Origin of the sequence: Jiangella alkaliphila (assembly GCF_900105925.1) — a bacterium.
GTDB lineage: Bacteria > Actinomycetota > Actinomycetes > Jiangellales > Jiangellaceae > Jiangella > Jiangella alkaliphila.
On record NZ_LT629791.1, the window covers coordinates 6,617,016 to 6,636,646 of the forward strand.

Consider the following 19,631-nt stretch of genomic DNA (forward strand, 5'->3'; position numbering starts at 1 on the left):
ATACCGGTCTAGACCGCAGTCAATCCGTAGGATGTCCCCACTCTGGTCGAGCGAAGGAGCGCACCGTGCCGAGGCCGCGACACGAACCCGACGGTGTCGCGCCCGACGTGTTCACCGGCATCGGCCGGGCGAAGGGCGCGCACATCAAGGACGTGCTGGCCGCGCTGGTGCAGCGGTCCCGCGACGGCTCGCTGCTGCCGTCCGAGCGGGTGCTGGCCGAGCGGTTCGGGGTGGCCCGCATGACCGTCCGCGGCGCCATCGACGACCTCGTGGCCCGCGGCCTGGTCCGCCGGGTGTCCGGCCGCGGGACGTTCGTGCGGCGGCCGACCCTGACGCACTCGGAGATCTTCCGGTCGTTCAGCGAGGACATGCACGACCGCGGCATGACGCCCGGCTCGCGCGACTACCGGGCCCGCACCCGCCCGGCGACCCGCGACGTCGCCGACCGGCTCGGCGTCGAGCCGGGCACGCCGGTGCACTCGATCGAGCGCGTCCGCACCGCCGACGGCGTCCCGATGGCGCTGGAGCGGACCAACCTCCCGGCCGAGCGGTTCGCGCAGCTGCTCACGGTGATGAACCGCGACGAGTCGCTGTACGCCGTGCTGGCCCGGGTGTTCGGCGTGCGCCTGGAGTCGGCCGAGCAGACGGTGTCCATCGCGCGGCTGCGCCCGGCCGAAGCCAGGCGGCTGGAGGTCCCCGAGGACGAGGCCGCGTTCCTCATCGAGCGGGTCTCGCTCGACGCGATGGGCAATGTCGTCGAGTTCGGCCGGTCGCTCTACCGCGGCGACCGCTACGCCATCCAGATGCAGGTCAGCCGTCCGGCCGGCACGTGAGCGGCGCGGGCATGGACTACGCCGATCCGGCCGCCTGGCGCGAGCTGACCGACCGGCTGACCCGGCGGCACCCGCCCGAGCTGGGGCCGTGCGGGCGGGTCACCTGCGAGCCGGGCTGGCTGTGGCGGCCGGCGCTGACCGACCACGACCTGTGGCTGGTGCTCGGCGGCCGCGGCCGGGTCCGGCTGGGCGCCGACGAGCATCCGCTGCGGCCCGGCACCCTGCTGACGTACCGGCCCGGCGACGACGTCTTCGCCACTCAGGACCCGCAGGTCCGGCTGACCGTCGTCTACTGCCACGTCGCGTTCGTCGACCCGGCCGGCGGGCGGCCGGCCGACGTCGGCGACGAGTGGCTGCCGCCGCGCGTCCTCCAGCTCGGCGACCGGCACGGACCGCTCGGCGCCCAGCTGCAGCGGATCGTCGAGCTGTCCCGCGACCGGCACCCGCTCAGCACGCTGGAGATCCGGTCCCGGCTGCTGTCGGCGTTCGCCGAGATCTTCCGGCAGGACGCCTACCAGCGCGGTCACGCCGTCGCCGGCCTGGACCCGCGCGTCCGGACGGTCGTCGACCACGTCCTCGCCGACCCGGGCCGGCGGCTGTCGCTGACCGACGCGGCCGCGCTGGCGGGGCTGTCGCCGCACCGCTTCTCGCGGCTGTTCACCAGCGAGCAGGGCGTCAGCCTGCGCGAGTTCGTCCTGCAGACGCGGCTGGCCCGGGCCCGCAGCCTGCTGTCGGAGACGACGATGTCCGTCGGCGAGATCGCCCGCGCCCTCGGCTACGCCGACGTCGCCCTGTTCAGCCGCCAGTTCCGCCGCCGGTTCGGCGTCCCACCCACACGGGCCCGCGGATAGGTGCAAGGATCGGCGGGGTCGGGCCATGGAACCGGCCGGCCCGCACCGGCAGCATCGATGGACATGGCGACCATCAGCATCGACGCGGAGACCGGCGGCGACTACCCGGACTGGCTCTACGGCGCGGCCGAGCCGGTGCGCACGCTCCCCGGCCTCGCCCACGTCGGCGACGACGCGCCGGCGGCCTACTCGGCCGGCGGCTTCCTGGCGGTCGAGCGCGCCTTCGAGAGCGCCCGGATCGAGGACGCCCTCGACGGCCTACTCGCGCTCATGACCAGCACCGCGGACCTCGACCTGCAGTTCGAGGCGGGGACGCCCGACGACGCCGGCCCGGCGGTCCGGCTGGACCGGGTCCGGCGGCTCATGCGGTTCGTCGATCACGAGCCCCGCATCGGGGCGCTCGCCCACGACGACGCCATGCTCGACGTGGTCCGGCGCCTGCTCGGCGCCGAGGACGTCGTCCTGTTCCAGGACATGGCGCTGCTCAAGCCGCCCGGCGCCGGCCGGGAGAAGCCGTGGCACCAGGACAAGGCGTTCTTCCCCTACGCCGCCGACGCGCGCGTCGTCGGCGTGTGGATCGCGCTGGACGCGGCCACGCCCGCGAACGGCTGCATGCACGTCATCCCCGGCTCGCACCGGGACGGGCCGGTCGTGCACTTCCGCCGCCGCGACTGGCAGCTCTGCGACACCGACGTGCAGGTCAGGCGCGCGGCGACGGTGCCGCTGCCGCCGGGTGGCGCGCTGTTCTTCGACGGCCTGCTGCACCACGGCACGCCCGCCAACCGCACGGCGACCCGGCGGCGGGCGCTGCAGTTCCACTACACCGCGGCCGACACCGTACGGCTGGACGACGCTGCCCGGCTGGCGATCTTCGGCAGCGAGGGCAAGGACGTCAGCTGCTGACGAGGGGTCAGCCCTGCAGGCGCTCCAGGATCAGCTCGCGGGCCCGCTTGGCGTCGGCCTGACCCTTGGTCGACTTCATGATCGCGCCGATCAGCGCGCCGACGGCGCCGAGGTTGCCGCCGCGGATCTTCTCCGCGACGTCGGGCTGCGCGGCGATGGCGTCGTCGACGGCGGCGCCCAGTGCGGCGTCGTCGTTGACGAGCACCAGACCGCGCGCGGCCACGACCTCGTCAGGCGTCCCCTCGCCGGCCAGCACGCCCTCGACCACCTGGCGGGCCAGCTTGTCGTTGAGCGACCCGTCGGCGATCAGCGTCTCGACCCGGGCGACCTGGGCCGGCGTGATGCCGGCGTCCTCGAGCGCCTCGCCGCGTTCGTTGGCGACCCGGGCGACCTCGCCCAGCCACCACTTCTTCGCGCCGCCCGCGGACGCGCCCTCGGCCACCGTCTCGATGACCAGCGACAGCGCGCCTGCGTTGACGACGTCGCGCATCTCGAGGTCGGTGAAGCCCCAGTCGGCCTGCAGCCGGGCACGTCGGACCGACGGCGGCTCGGGCAGCGTGCCGCGCAGCTCGTCGACCCACTCACGCGACGGCGCGACCGGGACGAGGTCGGGCTCGGGGAAGTACCGGTAGTCCTCGGCCTCTTCCTTGACGCGGCCGGCGGTGGTCTCGCCGGTGTCCTCGTGCCAGTGCCGGGTCTCCTGGACGATGGTGCCGCCGGACGACAGCACCGAGGCCTGGCGGCGGATCTCGTAGGTGACCGCGCGCTCGACCGACCGCAGCGAGTTGACGTTCTTCGTCTCGGTGCGGGTGCCGAGCGGGTCGCCGGGCAGCCGCAGCGACACGTTGGCGTCGCACCTCAGCTGCCCGAGCTCCATGCGCGCCTCGGACACGCCCAGGGCCCGGATCAGCTCGCGCAGCTCGGTGACGTAGGCCCGTGCGACGGCCGGCGCGACGGCGGCCGGCACGTAGATCGGCTTGGTGACGATCTCGATCAGCGGGATGCCGGACCGGTTGTAGTCGAGCAGCGAGTGGCTGGCGCCGTGGATGCGGCCGGTGGCTCCGCCGACGTGCAGCGACTTGCCGGTGTCCTCCTCCATGTGCGCCCGCTCGATCTCGATGCGGTAGGTCTCGCCGCCGGCCACGACGTCGAGCCAGCCGTCGAACGCGATGGGCTCGTCGTACTGCGAGGTCTGGAAGTTCTTCGGCATGTCCGGATAGAAGTAGTTCTTCCGGGCGAACCGGCACCACTCGGCGATGCTGCAGTTCAGCGCCAGGCCGATGCGGATGGCCGACTCGACGGCGGTGCGGTTGACCACCGGCAGCGCGCCGGGCAGGCCCAGACAGACCGGGCAGACCTGCGAGTTCGGCTCGCCGCCGAACGTCGTCGAGCAGCCGCAGAACATCTTCGTGGCGGTGCCGAGCTCGACGTGCACTTCCATGCCCATGACGGGCTCGTACGTCGCGATGGCAGCGTCGAACGAGGGCAGCGCGGTGGTGACGGTCATTCGTCGCCCTTCAGCTCGACCAGAGGCTTGTTCTCCTCCTGCGACTCGCGGATCTCGCGCACGACGATCGCGATGGTGATGGCGACCGACAGGATGCTGAGGACGGCGTCGACCATGCGCAGCTTGTCGCCCTCGCGGCGCGCCTTGCCCAGGCTGCGCGCGGCGCCCACCGCTCCCAGCGCGCTGCCACCGAACTTGGCCAGGTATTTGACGTTCACTATCGGATCCCCTCCAACGCGGGTGCCTGCTCGAGCAACGTTCCCCCCCATTGCGAGGCGTATGCGCTCTCGACCGCCGCGCCGACGAGGTACAGGCGGTCGTCGGCCATGACCGGCGCCATGACGTGCAGGCCGACCGGCAGGCCGTCCTCGTCGGCCAGTCCGGCCGGGAACGACGCCGACGCGTTGCCGGCGAGGTTGCTCGGGATGGTGCACAGGTCGTTCATGTACATGGCCAGCGGATCGTCGACCTTCTCGCCGATGGGGAACGCCGTGGTCGGCGTCGTCGGCGACACCAGCACGTCGACCTGCGCGAACGCGGCCTCGAAGTCGCGCGCGATGAGCGTGCGGACCTTCTGCGCCTGGCCGTAGTAGGCGTCGTAGTAGCCCGACGACAGCGCGTACGTGCCGAGCATGATGCGCCGCTTCGCCTCGGCGCCGAAGCCGGTGCCGCGGGTGAGGCTCATGACCTCTTCGGCGCTGCGGGTGCCGTCGTCGCCGACGCGCAGGCCGAAGCGCATGGCGTCGAACCGGGCCAGGTTCGACGACACCTCGCTGGGCAGGATCAGGTAGTACGCGGCCAGGCCGTAGGTGAAGTGCGGGCAGGAGACCTCGACGACCTCGGCGCCCAGCTTCGACAGCAGCGCGACGGCGTCGTTGAACCTCGCCTCGACGCCGGCCTGGTAGCCCTCACCGCCCAGCTCCTTGACGACGCCGACGCGCAGGCCGGTGAGGTCGCCCTCGGCACCGCGCCGGGCCGCCGCGACGACGTCGGGCACCGGCTGGGCGATGCTGGTGGAGTCCATCGGGTCGTGGCCGGCGATGACGGTGTGCAGCAGCGCGGCGTCGAGCACCGTCCGGGCGCACGGCCCGGCCTGGTCGAGGCTGGACGCGCAGGCGATGAGGCCGTAGCGGCTGACCCCGCCGTAGGTCGGCTTGACGCCGACGGTGCCGGTGACGGCAGCCGGCTGGCGGATCGAGCCGCCGGTGTCGGTGCCGATGGCCAAGGGCGCCTCGAACGCGGCCAGCGCGGCGGCGGACCCGCCGCCGGAGCCGCCCGGGATGCGGGTGAGGTCCCACGGGTTGCGCGTGGTGCCGAACGCCGAGTTCTCCGTCGACGAGCCCATCGCGAACTCGTCGAGGTTGGTCTTGCCCAGGATCACGATGCCGGCGTCGCGCAGCCGCTGCGTCACCGTCGCGTCGTACGGCGGGCGCCAGCCCTCGAGCAGCCGCGACCCCGCCGTGGTCGGCATGTCGGACGTCGTCATGACGTCCTTCAGCGCCAGCGGGACGCCGGCCAGCGGGCCTAGGGTCTCGCCCGCCGCGCGCTTCTGGTCGACGGCCTCGGCCGCGGCCAGCGCGCCGTCGGTGTTGACGTGCAGGAACGCATGCACGCCCGCCTCGGCGGTGCCGTCGACCTCGGCGATGCGGTCGAGGTGCGCCTGCGCGACCTCGACGGCGCTGACCTCGCCTTGGTGGATGGCGGTCGCGAGCTCGGCCGCCGTCTTGCGGGTGAGGCCGCTCATGCCTCCTCCCCCAGGATCTGCGGCACCCGGAACCGGCCGTCCTCGGCGGCGGGCGCTTGGGCCAGGACGGCCTCGGCGGGCAGGCAGGCGCGCGGTTCGTCCTCGCGGAACACGTTCGTCAGCGGCAACGCGTGCGAGGTCGGCGGGATGTCGTCGGCCGCGACCTCGGTGACCTGCGCGACCGCACCGAGGATCTGGTCGAGCTGGCCGGCCAGATGGTCCAGCTCGTCGGGGGCGAGGTCGAGGCGAGCGAGGTGCGCGAGGTGCGCGACCTCCTCGCGGCTGATCGAGGGCATGGCGAACTCCATGGTCGGGGAACGGTCCGATCCTATGGCGACGGCCGCGCTGCTCGCTCGCCAGGTTCGATGTTGAGTATTGCAACCTCGGGCGTCCCCCTGCTGCCTATTCTCTTGGCCGCGCACCCGCGCCTCAAGCGGACTATGGAGGCGCTTCGCGCCGACGGGACCGCTTGACCCGCGGGCCCGCGGCCTAAGAACTGGCAGCTATCAGGGGGACGGGGAAGAACCGGGCACAGCCCGCACCCGATATGCACCGTTCGCCGGACCCTGCAGCGTCGACGTCCTGGGTGTGAGGCGCGTCCTGGGTCTCACGCGCGCCGAACACCCGTTTCGAGCCCGGAAACGCGCCTCACACCCAGGACGCGCGTCAGACCCAGGTTGGTGAGTGCCGGGTCCTGGTCTGCCGTCACGTCCTGGTTCCCAGTCACGCCGCGAGCCCCGAATCCGCCATTTCGCGTTACGGCAGACCACGACGTCACACCAGACCAGGACCCGCACCGTCGTCCTCGATGGCCAGGACCGTCTTCGATGGCAGAAACCGTCCTCGCGCCCCATCGAAGTCGGTCGCCGCTATCGAAGACGACAGCCGGCATCGACGCCCGACCCGTCGCCACACTCCCCCCGTCCCCCTGATAGCTGCCAGTTCTTAGACCGCGAGGGTGCGGGTCAAGTCCAAGCCCGGAAGCACAGCGAAGAAACACCACAGAGGCGCGGACTTGAGGCGCACCCTCGCGGCTAAGAAAATGGGCAGCAGGGGGACGCCCAACTCGGCAACCCCCAGCGAACTCACGGCTCGAACCGATAACCCATGCTCGGCTCGGTGATCAGGTGCACCGGATGCGCCGGATCCGGCTCCAGATTGCGCCGCAGCTGAGCCGCGTAGACCCGCAGATACCCCGTCTCCTTCGAATACGCCGGCCCCCAGACCTCCTGCAGCAGCTGCTGCCGTGACACCAGCCGCCCAGCATTGCGGACCAGCACCTCCAGCAGGTGCCACTCGGTCGGGGTCAACCGCACGTCAGAACCGGACCGCGACACCTTCTTCCGGGCGAGGTCGATCTCCAACTCGCCCGCACGAACGACGGCGGCCCCCTCGGCGACGGGCAGGGAGCGGCGCCAGGCGGCGCGCAGGCGGGCAAGCAGTTCCTCCATGTCGAACGGCTTGGTGACGTAGTCGTCGGCGCCGGCATCCAGCGCGCGCACCTTGTCCGCCGAGTCCTGCCGCGCGGACAGCACGATGATCGGCACGCTGGTCCAGCCGCGCAGCCCGGCGATCACCTCGATGCCGCTGAGGTCGGGCAGGCCGAGGTCGAGCACGACGACGTCGGGGTGGCGGTGGGCGGCGGCCTCCAGCGCGCCCCGTCCGTCGGCGGCGGTGACGACCTCCCAGCCGCGCGCCTTCAGGTTGATCGCCAGCGCCCGGGTCAGCGCCGGGACGTCGTCGACGACGAGGACGCGCGGCCCGGTCACGCCTCACCTGCCGAAAGCGGGAGGCGCAGCACCATCGTCAGCCCGCCGCCGGGCGTGTCGTCGGCGGTGAGCGTGCCGCCGAGCGCCTCGACGAAGCCGCGCGCCACCGCCAGCCCGAGCCCGACCGAGCCGCCCGCGCCCGTACCCGAGCCCGAGCCACCGTCGCCGAGACGCTGGAACGGCCGGAACATCGAGCCCTTGTCGGCCTCGTTCACGCCGGGGCCGCGGTCGGTCACACGGATCTCCACCTCGGACCGCACGACCGCCGCCGACACCGTCACCGGCTCGCCGGCCGGCGAGTACCGCACCGCGTTCTCCACGATGTTCGCCAGCGCCCGCTCCAACAGCCCGGCGTCGGTCGTCAGCAGCGGCAGCGACTCGGGCACGTCCAGCTGCACAGACTCGGCCGGCACCGACGAGACCGCCCTCGGCACCACCTCGTCCAGCGCCGCGGGGCGGGTCACGGGGCGGACGGTGTCGGTCTCCAGCCGGGACAGGTCGAGCAGGTTGTCGATCAGCCGCTCCAGCGAGTCGGTCGCCTGGCCGACGGTGGCCAGCAGCTCCGCCTGGTCCCCCGGGTCGAACACCACCTCGTCCTGGCTCAGGCTGGTGACGCCGGCCTTGATCGCGGCCAGCGGGGTGCGCAGGTCGTGCGAGACGGCGGCCAGCAGGGCGGTGCGTATCGCGTCGCCCTCCTCGAGGCGGCGGGCGTCCTGCGCCTGCTCGCGCAGCCGCTCCCGCTCGAGCACGACGGTGGCCTGTGCGGCGAACGCCTCCAGCACCCGCCGGTCGCCGGCCTCGAGCACCGGCCCGCGCAGCGCGAGCGCCAGCGTGTCCGAGATCATCACCTCCGACGAGCCCTCCTCCGGCGACGAGCACGGCCGGCCGCCGGCGCACTCGACCGTCGTCCACAGCTCGTGCGGGTCGTGCCGTTCCAGCAACGTCACCGACTCCATCCCGAAGCGTTCCCGCAGCCGTTCCAGGATCGCCAGGACGGTGTTCTCGCCCCGCAGCACCGAACCGGCCAGCGCGCTCAGCGTCTCGGCCTCGGCACCGGCCCGCGCGGCCTGGATCGTCCGTCGCGCCGCGAGGTCGACGACCGACGCCACCCCGACGGCGACCAGCACGAATACCAGCAGCGCGAACGCGTTCTGCGGGTCGGCGATGGTCCACTCGTAGTACGGCGGGGTGAGGAACCAGTTGAGCAGCAGGCTGCCGAAGACGGCGACCGTCACCGCCGGCCACAGCCCGCCGATCAGCGCGACGCCGACGGTCAGCGACAGGAACATCATGATGTCGATCGGCAGCTCGTGGATCTCGCGCAGCGCCACCAGCGCCCCGGTCAGCGCGATCGGCCCGAGCAGCGCCACCACCCAGGCCAGCATCCGCCGGTTCCGGCTGAGCACCTCCGCCCGCTGCGGCAGCGTGCCCTGCCCGGCCCGCTCGTGGGTGACGACGTGCACGTCGATCGGCCCGGACTCGCGGACGACCCGGGCGCCGACGCCCTCGCGCAGCGACAGCTGCCAGCGCGGCCGCCGGCTCACGCCGACGACGACGAGCGCCGCGTTGACGCCGCGGGCGAAGTCGAGGATCGCCTCGGCGACGTCCTCGCCGACGACCTGGTGGAACGTCCCGCCGAGCGTCTCGGTCAGCGCGCGCTGCTTCTCCAGCGCGCCCGGCGGGGCGCCGGTGAGGCCGTCGCTGCGGGAGACGTGGACGGCGATCAGCTCACCGCCGGCGCCCCGGTTGACGATGCGGGCGGCCCGGCGCAGCAGCGTCTCGCCCTCAGGTCCGCCGGTCAGCGCGACGACGGCCCGCTCGCGGGTGTGCCACGGCGCCTCGATGCCCTCGTCGACGCGGTACTTCTCCAGTGCGTCGTCGACCCGGTCGGCCAGCCAGAGCAGCGCCAGCTCGCGCAGCGCCGTCAGGTTCCCGACCCGGAAGTAGTTCGCCAGCGCCGCGTCGACCTTCTCCGCCGCGTAGACGTTGCCGTGCGCGAGCCGCCGGCGCAGCGCCTCCGGCGACATGTCGACCAGCTCGATCTGGTCGGCCCGGCGGACCACCTCGTCCGGGATGGTCTCGCGCTGCGTCACGCCGGTGATCGACGCGACGACGTCGTTGAGCGACTCCAGGTGCTGGATGTTGATGGTCGTGATGACGTCGATGCCGGCGGCCAGCAGGTCGTCGACGTCCTGCCACCGCTTGGCGTTCTTCGAGCCGGGCACGTTGGTGTGCGCCAGCTCGTCGATCAGCGCGACCTGCGGGCGGCGGTGCAGGATCGCGTCGAGGTCCATCTCCTCGAACTCGGTGCCGCGGTAGGTGACGGTGCGGCGCGGGATCACCTCGATGTCCTCGAGCAGCTCGGCGGTGTGCGGCCGGGCGTGCGTCTCGACCAGCCCGGCGACGACGTCGGTGCCGCGAGACGCCCGCCGGTGTCCCTCCGAGAGCATGTCGAACGTCTTCCCGACGCCGGGCGCGGCACCGAGGTAGACCCGCAGTCGTCCACGTGTCATGAGCCGCCGAGATCCTCCAGGGCGAGGTTCAGCTCGAGCACGTTGACCCGCTCGCCGCCCAGGAAGCCGAGGGTCCGGCCCTGGGTGTGGTCGTCGACGAGGCCCGCGACGGTGTCGACGTCCAGGCCGCGCGCGTCGGCCACCCGGTCGACCTGGATGTCCGCGTACTCCGGGGAGATGTGCGGGTCCAGACCGCTGCCCGACGCGGTGAGCGCGTCGGCCGGCACGTCGGCCGGGTCGATGCCCTCCTCCTCGGCCACCGCCGCCCGCCGCTCCTCGACGGCGGCCAGCAGGTCGGCGCTCTCCGGGCCCAGGTTCGAGCCGCTGGAGGAGAGCGTGTCGTATCCGTCACCGGCCGCCGACGGGCGGGAGTGGAACCACTCCTCGCCGTCGAAGGTCTGCCCGATCAGCGACGAGCCGACGGTCTCACCGTCGCGCTCGATGACCGAGCCGTCGGCCTGGTCGCCGAAGGCCAGCTGCGAGACGCCGGTGACGGCCAGCGGGTAGGCGATACCGAGGATGACGGTGAACAGGAGCAGGACACGCAGCCCGGCCCAGCTCTGCCGCATCAGTCCAACGAGATTCACAGCAATTCACACTCCACTAGAGGCCGGGGAAGGCCGACACCACGAGGTCGACGAGTTTGATGCCGATGAACGGCACGACGATGCCGCCCAGCCCGTAGACCAGGGCGTTGCGTTGCAGCATCGCCGCTGCCGACAACGGCCGGTACCGGACGCCGCGCAGCGCCAGCGGGATCAGCGCCACGATGATCAGGGCGTTGAAGATGACCGCGGACAGGATCGCCGAGCGCGGCGAGGACAGCGCCATGATGTTCAGCGTGTCCAGCTGCGGGTACACCGCAGCGAACATCGCCGGGATGATGGCGAAGTACTTCGCGACGTCGTTGGCGATCGAGAACGTGGTCAGCGCGCCCCGGGTGATCAGCAACTGCTTGCCGATCTCGACGATCTCGATGAGCTTCGTCGGGTCCGAGTCGAGGTCGACCATGTTGCCGGCCTCTTTGGCCGCCGAGGTGCCGGTGTTCATCGCCACGCCGACGTCGGCCTGGGCCAGCGCGGGCGCGTCGTTGGTGCCGTCACCGGTCATCGCGACCAGCCGGCCACCGGCCTGCTCGCGCTTGATCAGCGCCATCTTGTCCTCGGGCTTGGCCTCGGCGAGGAAGTCGTCGACGCCGGCCTGCTCCGCGATCGCCTTGGCCGTGACCGGGTTGTCGCCGGTGACCATGACGGTGCGGATGCCCATCGCGCGCAGCTCGTCGAACCGCTCGCGCATGCCCTGCTTGACGACGTCGGCCAGGTGGATGACGCCGAGGATGCGCGCCTCTGCGTCGCGCAGCTCGGCCACCACCAGCGGGGTGCCGCCGGCCGCCGCGACCCCGTCGACCAGAGCGTCGACGGCGATGTCCGGGCGGCCGCCGTGGTCGCGGACCCAGGCCAGGACGGCGCCCGCGGCGCCCTTGCGGACCTGGTGGCCGTCGGCGAGGTCGACGCCGGACATCCGGGTCTGCGCGGTGAACTCGACGAACGTCGCGCCCGGCAGCTCGCCGGTGTGCCGCTCGCGCAGCCCGTACCGCTGCTTCGCCAGGACGACGACGGAGCGGCCCTCGGGCGTCTGGTCGGCGAGGCTGGCCAGCTGCGCGGCGTCGGCGAGAGCGTTCTCGTCGACGCCGTCGACCGGCATCAGCTCGACCGCCTGCCGGTTGCCGAACGTGATGGTGCCGGTCTTGTCCAGCAGCAGCACGTTGACGTCGCCGGCGGCCTCGACCGCGCGTCCCGACATCGCCAGCACGTTGCGCTGCACCAGCCGGTCCATCCCGGCGATGCCGATGGCCGACAGCAGCGCGCCGATCGTCGTGGGGATGAGGCAGACCAGCAGGGCCACCAGCACCACCATCGACTGCAGCTCGCCGGAGTAGTCGGCGAACGGCTGCAGCGTCACCACGGCGAGCAGGAACACGATCGTCAGGCTCGCCAGCAGGATGTTCAGCGCGATCTCGTTCGGCGTCTTCTGCCGCGACGCGCCCTCGACCATCGCGATCATCCGGTCGACGAAGCTCTCGCCCGGCTTCGCGGTGATCTTGACGACGATGCGGTCGGACAGCACCTTGGTGCCGCCGGTGACGGCGCTGCGGTCACCGCCGGACTCGCGGATGACCGGCGCCGACTCGCCCGTGATGGCGGACTCGTCGACACTGGCCACGCCCTCGACGACGTCACCGTCGCCGGGGATGACCTCGCCGGCCTCGACGACCACGAGGTCGCCCAGCTTGAGGTCGGAGCTGCTGATGACCTCCTCCCGCGCGTCGAGCCCGCCGGCCAGCTTGCGAGCCGGCGTCTCCTGCTTGGTCGCGCGCAGCGTGGCGGCCTGCGCCCGGCCGCGCCCCTCGGCGACGGCCTCGGCCAGGTTGGCGAAGATCACGGTGATCCACAGCCAGATGGCGATCCACCACGAGAACGAGCTCGGGTCGGTGATGGCCAGCACGGTCGTGAAGACCGCGCCGATCTCGACCACGAACATCACCGGGGACTTGACCATCCGCCGCGGGTCGAGCTTGCGGACGGCGTCCGGCAGCGACGACACCAGCAGCTTCGGGTCGAACAGGCCGGCGCCGATCCGGCTGCCGGACTGATCCGGCTGGGTGGGAACGGCTTCCTCGAGGGCCACTGATTGCTCCAGGTCGGGACTGAGGTTGCTCATGCCAGCGCCACCGCGATGGGCCCGAGCGCCAGCGCCGGGAAGAACGTCAGGCCGGCGACGATGACCACCGTGGCCGAGTGCAGCCCGACGAACAGCGGGCGGTGCGTCGGCAGCGTCCCGGCGGTCACCGGGGTGGGCGTCTGCCGGGCCAGTGCGCCGGCCAGCGCGAGCACCAGCACGATCGTCATGAACCGGCCGACCAGCATGGCCAGGCCCAGCGCCGTGTTGTAGTAATCCGTGTTGGCCGTCAGGCCGGCGAACGCGCTGCCGTTGTTGTTGGCGCCGGACGCGAACGCGTACAGGATCTCGGACAGCCCCTGTGGACCGTCATTGAGCAGCGACGCTCTGGTGGTGTCGAACGATGCCGCGATGGCCGCGCCGATGAGCAGCGCGAACGGCATCGCCAGGATGTACAGGGCGACCATCGAGATCTCGTAGCGGCCGATCTTCTTGCCCAGGTACTCCGGCGTCCGCCCGACCATCAGACCGGCCAGGAAGACGGCGAGGATGGCCAGCACGACCATGCCGTAGAGACCACTGCCCACACCACCGGGCGAGACCTCGCCCAGCATCATGTTGAGCATGACCACGCCGCCGCCGGCTCCGGTGTAGCTGCCGTGCATGGAGTTGACGGCGCCGGTGGAGGTGCCGGTGGTCGAGTTCGCGAACAAGGCCGACGCCCAGACGTCGAACCGGACCTCCTTGCCCTCGAACGACGACCCGACCGCCTGTGTAACGGTGCCGGCGTGGTTGACCTCGGCCGCGGTGACCGCGACCAGCGCGGCACCCCACAGCACGGCCATCGCCGCGAGCACCGCATAGCCCTGGCGCTTGTCCTTCACCAGGACGCCGTACGCGCGGGGCAGCGCGACCGGGATCATCAGCAGCAGGAGGATCTCCAGCAGGTTGGTGAACGCGTTCGGGTTCTCGAACGGGTGCGCGGAGTTGACGTTGAAGAAGCCGCCGCCGTTGGTGCCCAGCAGCTTGATGGCCTCCTGCGAGGCCACCGGCCCGCCGAGCATCGACTGCACCGCGCCGGTCAGCGTCGTGAACTCGCGCGTGTCGTGGAAGTTCTGGATGACACCGCCGGCCACCAGCACCAGCGCGAACAGGAACGCGATCGGCAGCAGGATGCGGATGACGCCGCGGGTGAGGTCGACCCAGAAGTTGCCGAGCCGGTCGGTGCGGTGCCGCGTCAACCCGCGGATCAGGGCGATCGCGACCGCGAGACCGACGCCCGCGGACAGGAAGTTCTGGACGGCGAGGCCGGCCATCTGCGCGGTGTAGCCGAGCGTGGCCTCACCGGCGTAGGACTGCCAGTTCGTGTTCGCGACGAACGACGTCGCGGTGTTGAAGGCCAGGTCCGGCGCCATGCCGTCGAAGCCGAGCGACATCGGCAGCACGTCCTGCAGCCGCAGGATCGCGTAGAGCAGCAGCACGGAGACCGCGGAGAAGCCCAGCACCGAGAGCAGGTACGTGCTCCAGCGCTGGTCCGCTTCGGGGTCGACCCGGACGATCCGATAGAAGGCGCGTTCCACGGCGAGGTGCTTGGTCGACGTGAACACGCGCGCCATGTAGTCGCCCAGTGGCCGGAAGACCACGGCGAGCAGGACGAGGAGAAGAGCGATCTGCAGCAGACCCGCTGCGGTGGCACTCATCAGAAGCGCTCCGGGAAGAGCAGCGCCGCCAGCAGGTAGCCGACGAGCAGCACGGCCACGATCAGGCCGACGACGTTCTCGGCGGTCACGGACGGACCTCCCGAGCGGTCGGCGCCTCGGCGGCGGCGTCGGACGGTGTGGCGTCGGCGTCGATGCCGTGCCGCCGCCCCAGCCGGTCTACGCCTGCACCGAGGAGGGCCATCACGACGAAGAAGAGCACCGTGAGGCCGATGAAGGCGACGTCTTGCATGGACACCCCTGAGGGAAGCTCAGGCCCCGCCGATCGGGGCCAGCGTAGGTACACAACCACCTGAAGGCGCTGGTCGCGCGGTGGTTAGCGGCCTCTTAGCGGGTGCGGGCGGTTGTCTTCACACCTCGTTAGCGCCGGCGCCGGGGTGGGGCTGTCCCCACCCCCGAGAGTGGAGCAGGCATCGCTGTGCCGGCGGCCGTCGCGGACCAGGCTGGGAGAGTGCCTTCCACCGCTGCGCCGGCCCGGTTCGCGACCGTGCTCGGCCTGGCCGCGGTGGCGCTCGTCGTCGCCCTGCACTGGATGCTGCCGGTGACCGATCCGCAGACCGGGCGGGTGACGACTGCGGCAGCGGCGGCCGTCGTGCTCGCGGCGCCGCTCGGGCTGCTCGCGGCCGGGATCGCGGGGCTCACCGGGACCGGCGGGCTGCCGGCCGTCGCGCGGGCGGCGCTGCCGTTCGCCGTCGTCGCGCTGCCGCTGACCGACGGCGCGGACCGGCTGCTGTGGCTGCCCGCGGCGCTGGTCGCGCTGACGGCGGGCCGGCCGACGCTGGTCCGGCTGCACGCGCGCTGGCGCGGCGCGGAACTGGCGGCGACGGTGGCCGCGGCGGTGGCCGCCGACCTCGCCGGCTCGCCGGTGGCGACGGTCGCGGCCGTGTGGCTGGGCGCCTACCAGACCGGCGTCCTCGTCCGGGCCGGCACGCTGGACCGGCTGCGCCCGGGCCATGCCCTGACGGCGGCCCTGGCGGGCACGGCGGTCGGCGCGAGCGGCCTGGTGCTGTCGGCGTTGTCCGGCGAGGACGGCGCAGCGTTGCCGTCGGCCGCGGTGCTGCTCGGGTTCACGGCGGCGCAGCTGGGACTGGCGCTGGCCGCGCGCCCGCTGATCGACCGGTGGACGGACGTCAGGCCCGTGGCCGGCGGGCTGGCCTGGCTGGCGCCGCGGCTGGTCACCGCCTATCTGTGGCAGCTGCCCGCGGTGGCGCTGGTGGCCGCCGTCACCGTCCGGGTCGCCGGGTACGTGCCGCCGACGACGTTCGACCAACGGTGGCGGTCGGACCTGCCGTGGTGGCTGCTCTGGTCCGCGATCACGCTGGTCCTGGCGGTGCACCTCATCGGCCGGGTGGGGACAGCCCTACCTCGCACTCACCGGGTGTCCGGCTCGTCTACCCTGCAACCACAAGGAAGGCTGGAGGCATGAACACGCAGATCACCGACCGGCCGCGGGCCGGCTGGCGGCAGGTCCCCCGCGACCTCGCGTACCTGCTGCCCGGGCTCCCCATCGCCATCGCCTCCTTCACCATCATGGTGACCGGATTCGCCCTCGGCGCCGGGCTGTTCGTGCTGGCGTTCCTCGGGCTGATCGTGTGGATCGCCATGCTCGGCACCGCCCGCGGCTTCGCCGTCGCCGAGCGCGCCCGGGTCGCCCTCATGGAAGACCGCCCGGTCGGTCCCGCCTACCACCGGCCCGCCTCGGGCAAGGGGCTGGGCCGGCTGTTCAGCTACCTGCGCGACCCGCTGGCCTGGCGCGAGTGGGGCTTCGGCATCCTCATCCTGCCGATCCGCTGCTTCACCTGGAGCATGACGGTCGCGTGGACGTCCGCCGCGCTGGGCGGCACCTCGTACGTGCTGTGGGAGTGGGCGCTGCCGCGCGACAACGACGACAACGAGACGCTGGCCGAGCTGATCGGCCTCGGCGACGGCCGGCTGGCCGACGTCGCCCTGAACACCGGCATCGGCGTGGTCTTCCTCGTCACCCTGCCGTACCTGCTGCGCGCCTTCGCGCTCACCGAGTCGTCGCTGGCATGGGCCATGCTGACGAACGAGAACGCGGCGCTGCGGGCCCGGGCCGACGAGCTGAGCCGCAGCCGCACGGCCGTCGTGCAGGCCGAGGCCGACACGCTGCGCCGGGTCGAGCGCGACATCCACGACGGCCCGCAGCAGCGCCTCGTCCGGCTCACCATGGACCTCGAGTCCGCCCAGCGCCGCTTCGACGACGACCCCGACGCCGCCCGCCCGCTGCTCGAGGGCGCCGTCACGCAGACCAAGGAGGCGCTGGCCGAGCTGCGCGCCGTCTCCCGCGGCATCGCCCCGCCCATCCTCACCGACCGCGGCCTGCCTGCGGCCCTGGCCGCCGCGACCGCCCGGTGCCCCGTCCCGACCACGCTCGACGTCGGCCAGGACCTCGCCGAGCGGCTGCCGTCGGCCGTCGAGAACGCGGCCTACTTCGTGGTCACCGAGTCGCTGACGAACGTCGCCAAGCACTCGCAGGCGACGCAGTGCGCCGTGTCCGTCATCCGGGTCGGCGACGTGCTGCACGTCCAGATCGCCGACAACGGCCGCGGCGGGGCGCACCTGGGCAAAGGCCACGGCCTGGCCGGACTCGCCGACCGGCTGGCCGGCGTCGACGGCCGCCTCGACGTCGTCAGCCCGCCCAGCGGCGGCACCACCGTCACCGCCGAACTGCCCATCCAGGCCGCGAGCACTGCGCGATGAGCGACGACGCACCTCGGCCCCGGGTGACCTGGCGGCAGATCGGCCGAGACCTCGGCTATCTGCTGCCGGGCATGCCCATCGCCGTCGCCTCCTTCACCCTGATGATCGTCGGCTTCTCCGTCGGCGTCGGCCTGATCGTGCTGGCCTTCGTCGGGCTGTTCATCCTGATGGCGATGCTGCTGACGGCCCGCGGGTTCGCCCGGGCCGAACGGGCACGCGTCGGCTGGATGGAGCGGCGCGAGGTCGGGCCGGTGTACTACCAGCCGCGCCGTGAAAGCGGTCTGTCCCGGGTGCTGGAGGTCATGCGCGACCGCCAGTCGTGGCGGGACTGGCTGTTCAACGTGCTCATCCTGCCGGTCCGGGTGTTCACCTGGTCGGTCACGATGGTCTGGCTGGGCCTGACCATCGGGCTGTCGCCGCTGATCGTGCTGTCCTGGGTCATCGCCGGTGGCGGCGGGTTCCGCGGGCTGCCGCTGGCGTTGGCACACATCCTGCGCGGCATCGCGGTGCTGGAGTCGTCGCTGGCCTGGGGGCTGCTGACGAACGAGACGGCCGCGCTGCGGGCCCGCACCGAGGAGCTCAGCCGCAGCCGTCAGTCCGTCGTCGCCGCCGAGGCCGAGATGCTGCGCCGGGTCGAGCGCGACATCCACGACGGACCGCAGCAGCGCCTCGTCCGCCTCACCATGGACCTCGAGTCCGCCCAGCGCCGCTTCGACGACGACCCGCAGGCCGCGCGTCCCCTCGTCGAAGAGGCCGTGCTGCAGACCAAGGAGGCGCTGGCCGAGCTGCGCGCCGTCTCGCGCGGCATCGCCCCGCCCATCCTCACCGACCGTGGGTTGCCCGCCGCGTTGGCCGCCGCGACCGCTCGCTGCCCGGTGCCGACCACTCTCGACGTCGACCTTCTCGACGGGGAGCGGCTGCCGCCCGCGATCGAGAACGCCGCCTACTTCGTGGTCACCGAGTCGCTGACGAACGTCGCCAAGCACGCCGACGCCTCCGCCTGCGCCGTGTCCGTCATCCGCTCCGGCGACGCCCTCCACGTCCAGATCATCGACGACGGCCGCGGCGGCGCCCACGTGGGCAAGGGCCATGGCCTCGCCGGCCTCGCCGACCGCCTGGCCGGTGTCGACGGCCGCCTCGACGTCGCCAGCCCACCCGGTGCCGGCACCACCGTCGCCGCCGAGCTCCCGCTCCCGCCCGCGGAGTGACGCCAGTTCGGCGGGGGGTCGCCGAGTTGGCCGTCCCCCTGCTGCCCATTTTCTTAGCCGCGCACCCGCGCCTCAAGCGGACTATTTGGGCGCTTCGCGCCGGCGATGACCGCTTGACCCACGGGCACACGGCCTAAGAACGGGCAGCTATCAGGGGGACGGGGAAGAACCGGGCACAGCCCGATCTCAGTAGGTCGCCGGATGCCCGCAGAACGGGCGGATACCCGAATTTCCGGCGAGTGCGGGCCTGATCCGGGCAGTACGCGCCGGAAATTCGGGTATCCGCCGGTTTCACCAGCACGACGGCGTGACCTCACCCGCGGCAGGACCGCACCCGGCACCGAACCGGCCGCCATCCGGTCCTCACGCGGGTGAGGTACTCCCCACCCGAGTGAGGACCGTCGCCACACTCCCCCCGTCCCCCTGATAGCTGCCAGTACTTAGACCGCGAGGGCGCGGGTCAAGTCCAAGCCCCCAACCACCGCGAACAATGAACAGCAGAGGCGCGGACTTGAGGCGCACCCTCGCGGCTAAGAAAATGGGCAGCAGGGGGACGCCCAACTAGGCAACAACCTCAGCGAACCGGACCCAACCCGGCGATCGTCACCGACAACAGCCGCTCGAACGAGTCGGGCGCGGCTTCGGCGGCGACCCCGAGCCCGTGGCCGAGGAGCAGCAGGTCGCGCGGCTCCAGGTCGACCCGGACGACGCCCGCCTCCTGCGCCGGCACCAGGACGGCCGCCGCCGCGTCGCGCATGAGCCGCTTGCACAGGGCGTAGGTCTCCGAGTCCTGGTCGATCGCCGCCTTCAGCGCGGCGCCGAGGCCGCGGTCCTGCGACACGTAGAGGACCTCCTCGCGCAGCCAGGCGGCCAGGGCGTCCAGCGGCGGCAGCTCGGCTGCCAGCTCCGAGGCACGCCGGTTGAGCCGTTCGACGTCGGCGCGGTAGACGGCCTCGATGAGGGCCTCGCGGCCGGCGAAGTGGCGGTAGAGGGTGCCGGGGCCGACCTCGGCGCGGCGGGCGATGTCGTCGAGCGGTGCGACGGGGCCGTGCTCGGCGAACGCGTCGCGGGCGGCCGTGACGATGCGCTCGTGGTTGCGGCGTGCGTCGGCGCGCATCGGCCGGGACGTCGTCATCGGCCCCCCTCGCAAGCTATCCGGACAATCTCTCCGGTTACTCTTGTCAA

Annotated in this window: 18 protein-coding genes; 6 read left to right on the forward strand and 12 right to left on the reverse strand. The window is 72.4% G+C overall.

Annotated elements, in window-relative coordinates:
- Window positions 1-65 precede the first annotated feature (65 nt).
- The 3 genes from BLV05_RS30535 to BLV05_RS30545 all read left to right on the forward strand — a co-directional run bounded on the left by BLV05_RS30535 (window position 66) and on the right by BLV05_RS30545 (window position 2,587).
- A complete protein-coding gene (locus BLV05_RS30535; protein WP_052762469.1) occupies window positions 66-833 on the forward strand; it encodes a GntR family transcriptional regulator in 768 nt (255 codons plus the stop codon).
- Window positions 830-1,684: an AraC family transcriptional regulator gene (locus BLV05_RS30540; protein ID WP_157524351.1), complete on the forward strand. Its 855-nt coding sequence runs from the start codon at window positions 830-832 to the stop codon at window positions 1,682-1,684. The genes BLV05_RS30535 and BLV05_RS30540 overlap by 4 nt, the downstream gene beginning before the upstream one ends.
- Before the next feature lie 63 nt (window positions 1,685-1,747).
- Window positions 1,748-2,587 carry a phytanoyl-CoA dioxygenase family protein gene (locus BLV05_RS30545; protein ID WP_052762468.1) on the forward strand — a complete coding sequence of 280 codons (840 nt, stop codon included), beginning with the start codon at window positions 1,748-1,750 and terminating at the stop codon, window positions 2,585-2,587.
- A gap of 7 nt (window positions 2,588-2,594) precedes the next feature.
- Here the strand turns inward: BLV05_RS30545 and gatB are convergent, their stop codons facing one another.
- From gatB to BLV05_RS36275, 11 genes are all read right to left on the reverse strand, one after another.
- A complete protein-coding gene (gatB, locus tag BLV05_RS30550) occupies window positions 2,595-4,094 on the reverse strand; it encodes an Asp-tRNA(Asn)/Glu-tRNA(Gln) amidotransferase subunit GatB (protein WP_046768837.1) in 1,500 nt (499 codons plus the stop codon).
- Entirely contained in the window at window positions 4,091-4,312 is a 222-nt protein-coding gene (locus tag BLV05_RS30555) for a hypothetical protein (protein ID WP_046768836.1), read from the reverse strand. Before BLV05_RS30555 ends, gatB begins: the two co-directional genes overlap by 4 nt.
- Entirely contained in the window at window positions 4,312-5,838 is a 1,527-nt protein-coding gene (gene gatA / locus BLV05_RS30560) for an Asp-tRNA(Asn)/Glu-tRNA(Gln) amidotransferase subunit GatA (RefSeq protein WP_046768835.1), read from the reverse strand. The genes BLV05_RS30555 and gatA overlap by 1 nt, the downstream gene beginning before the upstream one ends.
- Entirely contained in the window at window positions 5,835-6,134 is a 300-nt protein-coding gene (gene gatC / locus BLV05_RS30565; protein WP_046768895.1) for an Asp-tRNA(Asn)/Glu-tRNA(Gln) amidotransferase subunit GatC, read from the reverse strand. Before gatC ends, gatA begins: the two co-directional genes overlap by 4 nt.
- Before the next feature lie 789 nt (window positions 6,135-6,923).
- Window positions 6,924-7,607, reverse strand: a complete 684-nt coding sequence (locus tag BLV05_RS30570) for a response regulator (protein WP_046768834.1) — start codon at window positions 7,605-7,607, stop codon at window positions 6,924-6,926.
- On the reverse strand, window positions 7,604-10,120 hold the full coding sequence (locus tag BLV05_RS30575) for a sensor histidine kinase (RefSeq protein WP_046768833.1): 2,517 nt from the start codon (window positions 10,118-10,120) through the stop codon (window positions 7,604-7,606). Before BLV05_RS30575 ends, BLV05_RS30570 begins: the two co-directional genes overlap by 4 nt.
- Window positions 10,117-10,689, reverse strand: a complete 573-nt coding sequence (kdpC, locus tag BLV05_RS30580; RefSeq protein ID WP_046768832.1) for a K(+)-transporting ATPase subunit C — start codon at window positions 10,687-10,689, stop codon at window positions 10,117-10,119. The genes BLV05_RS30575 and kdpC overlap by 4 nt, the downstream gene beginning before the upstream one ends.
- A 34-nt stretch (window positions 10,690-10,723) precedes the next feature.
- Window positions 10,724-12,841, reverse strand: coding sequence for a potassium-transporting ATPase subunit KdpB (gene kdpB, locus BLV05_RS30585; RefSeq protein WP_082155234.1), 2,118 nt, complete (start codon window positions 12,839-12,841; stop codon window positions 10,724-10,726).
- Window positions 12,838-14,499: a potassium-transporting ATPase subunit KdpA gene (gene kdpA / locus BLV05_RS30590; RefSeq protein WP_046768831.1), complete on the reverse strand. Its 1,662-nt coding sequence runs from the start codon at window positions 14,497-14,499 to the stop codon at window positions 12,838-12,840. The genes kdpB and kdpA overlap by 4 nt, the downstream gene beginning before the upstream one ends.
- The gene (gene kdpF / locus BLV05_RS30595) at window positions 14,499-14,588 is read right to left on the reverse strand and encodes a K(+)-transporting ATPase subunit F (RefSeq protein WP_046768830.1); all 90 of its coding nucleotides are present in this window, start codon (window positions 14,586-14,588) and stop codon (window positions 14,499-14,501) included. The genes kdpA and kdpF overlap by 1 nt, the downstream gene beginning before the upstream one ends.
- A complete protein-coding gene (locus BLV05_RS36275) occupies window positions 14,585-14,749 on the reverse strand; it encodes a hypothetical protein (protein WP_157524353.1) in 165 nt (54 codons plus the stop codon). Before BLV05_RS36275 ends, kdpF begins: the two co-directional genes overlap by 4 nt.
- A 219-nt stretch (window positions 14,750-14,968) precedes the next feature.
- Between BLV05_RS36275 and BLV05_RS30600 the strand changes: the two genes are divergently transcribed.
- Genes BLV05_RS30600 through BLV05_RS30610 form a run of 3 tightly spaced genes read left to right on the forward strand, consistent with a single transcriptional unit; the run spans window position 14,969 to window position 18,446 of the window.
- Entirely contained in the window at window positions 14,969-15,943 is a 975-nt protein-coding gene (locus BLV05_RS30600) for a hypothetical protein (protein WP_046768829.1), read from the forward strand.
- Window positions 15,940-17,238, forward strand: coding sequence for a sensor histidine kinase (locus BLV05_RS30605; protein ID WP_046768828.1), 1,299 nt, complete (start codon window positions 15,940-15,942; stop codon window positions 17,236-17,238). Before BLV05_RS30600 ends, BLV05_RS30605 begins: the two co-directional genes overlap by 4 nt.
- Window positions 17,235-18,446 (forward strand): sensor histidine kinase, encoded by a 1,212-nt coding sequence (locus BLV05_RS30610; RefSeq protein WP_046768827.1) that lies wholly within the window; start codon window positions 17,235-17,237, stop codon window positions 18,444-18,446. The genes BLV05_RS30605 and BLV05_RS30610 overlap by 4 nt, the downstream gene beginning before the upstream one ends.
- A 574-nt stretch (window positions 18,447-19,020) precedes the next feature.
- Here BLV05_RS30610 and BLV05_RS30615 read toward each other — a convergent pair.
- Entirely contained in the window at window positions 19,021-19,581 is a 561-nt protein-coding gene (locus BLV05_RS30615; protein ID WP_046768826.1) for a TetR/AcrR family transcriptional regulator, read from the reverse strand.
- Window positions 19,582-19,631: the final 50 nt, after the last annotated feature.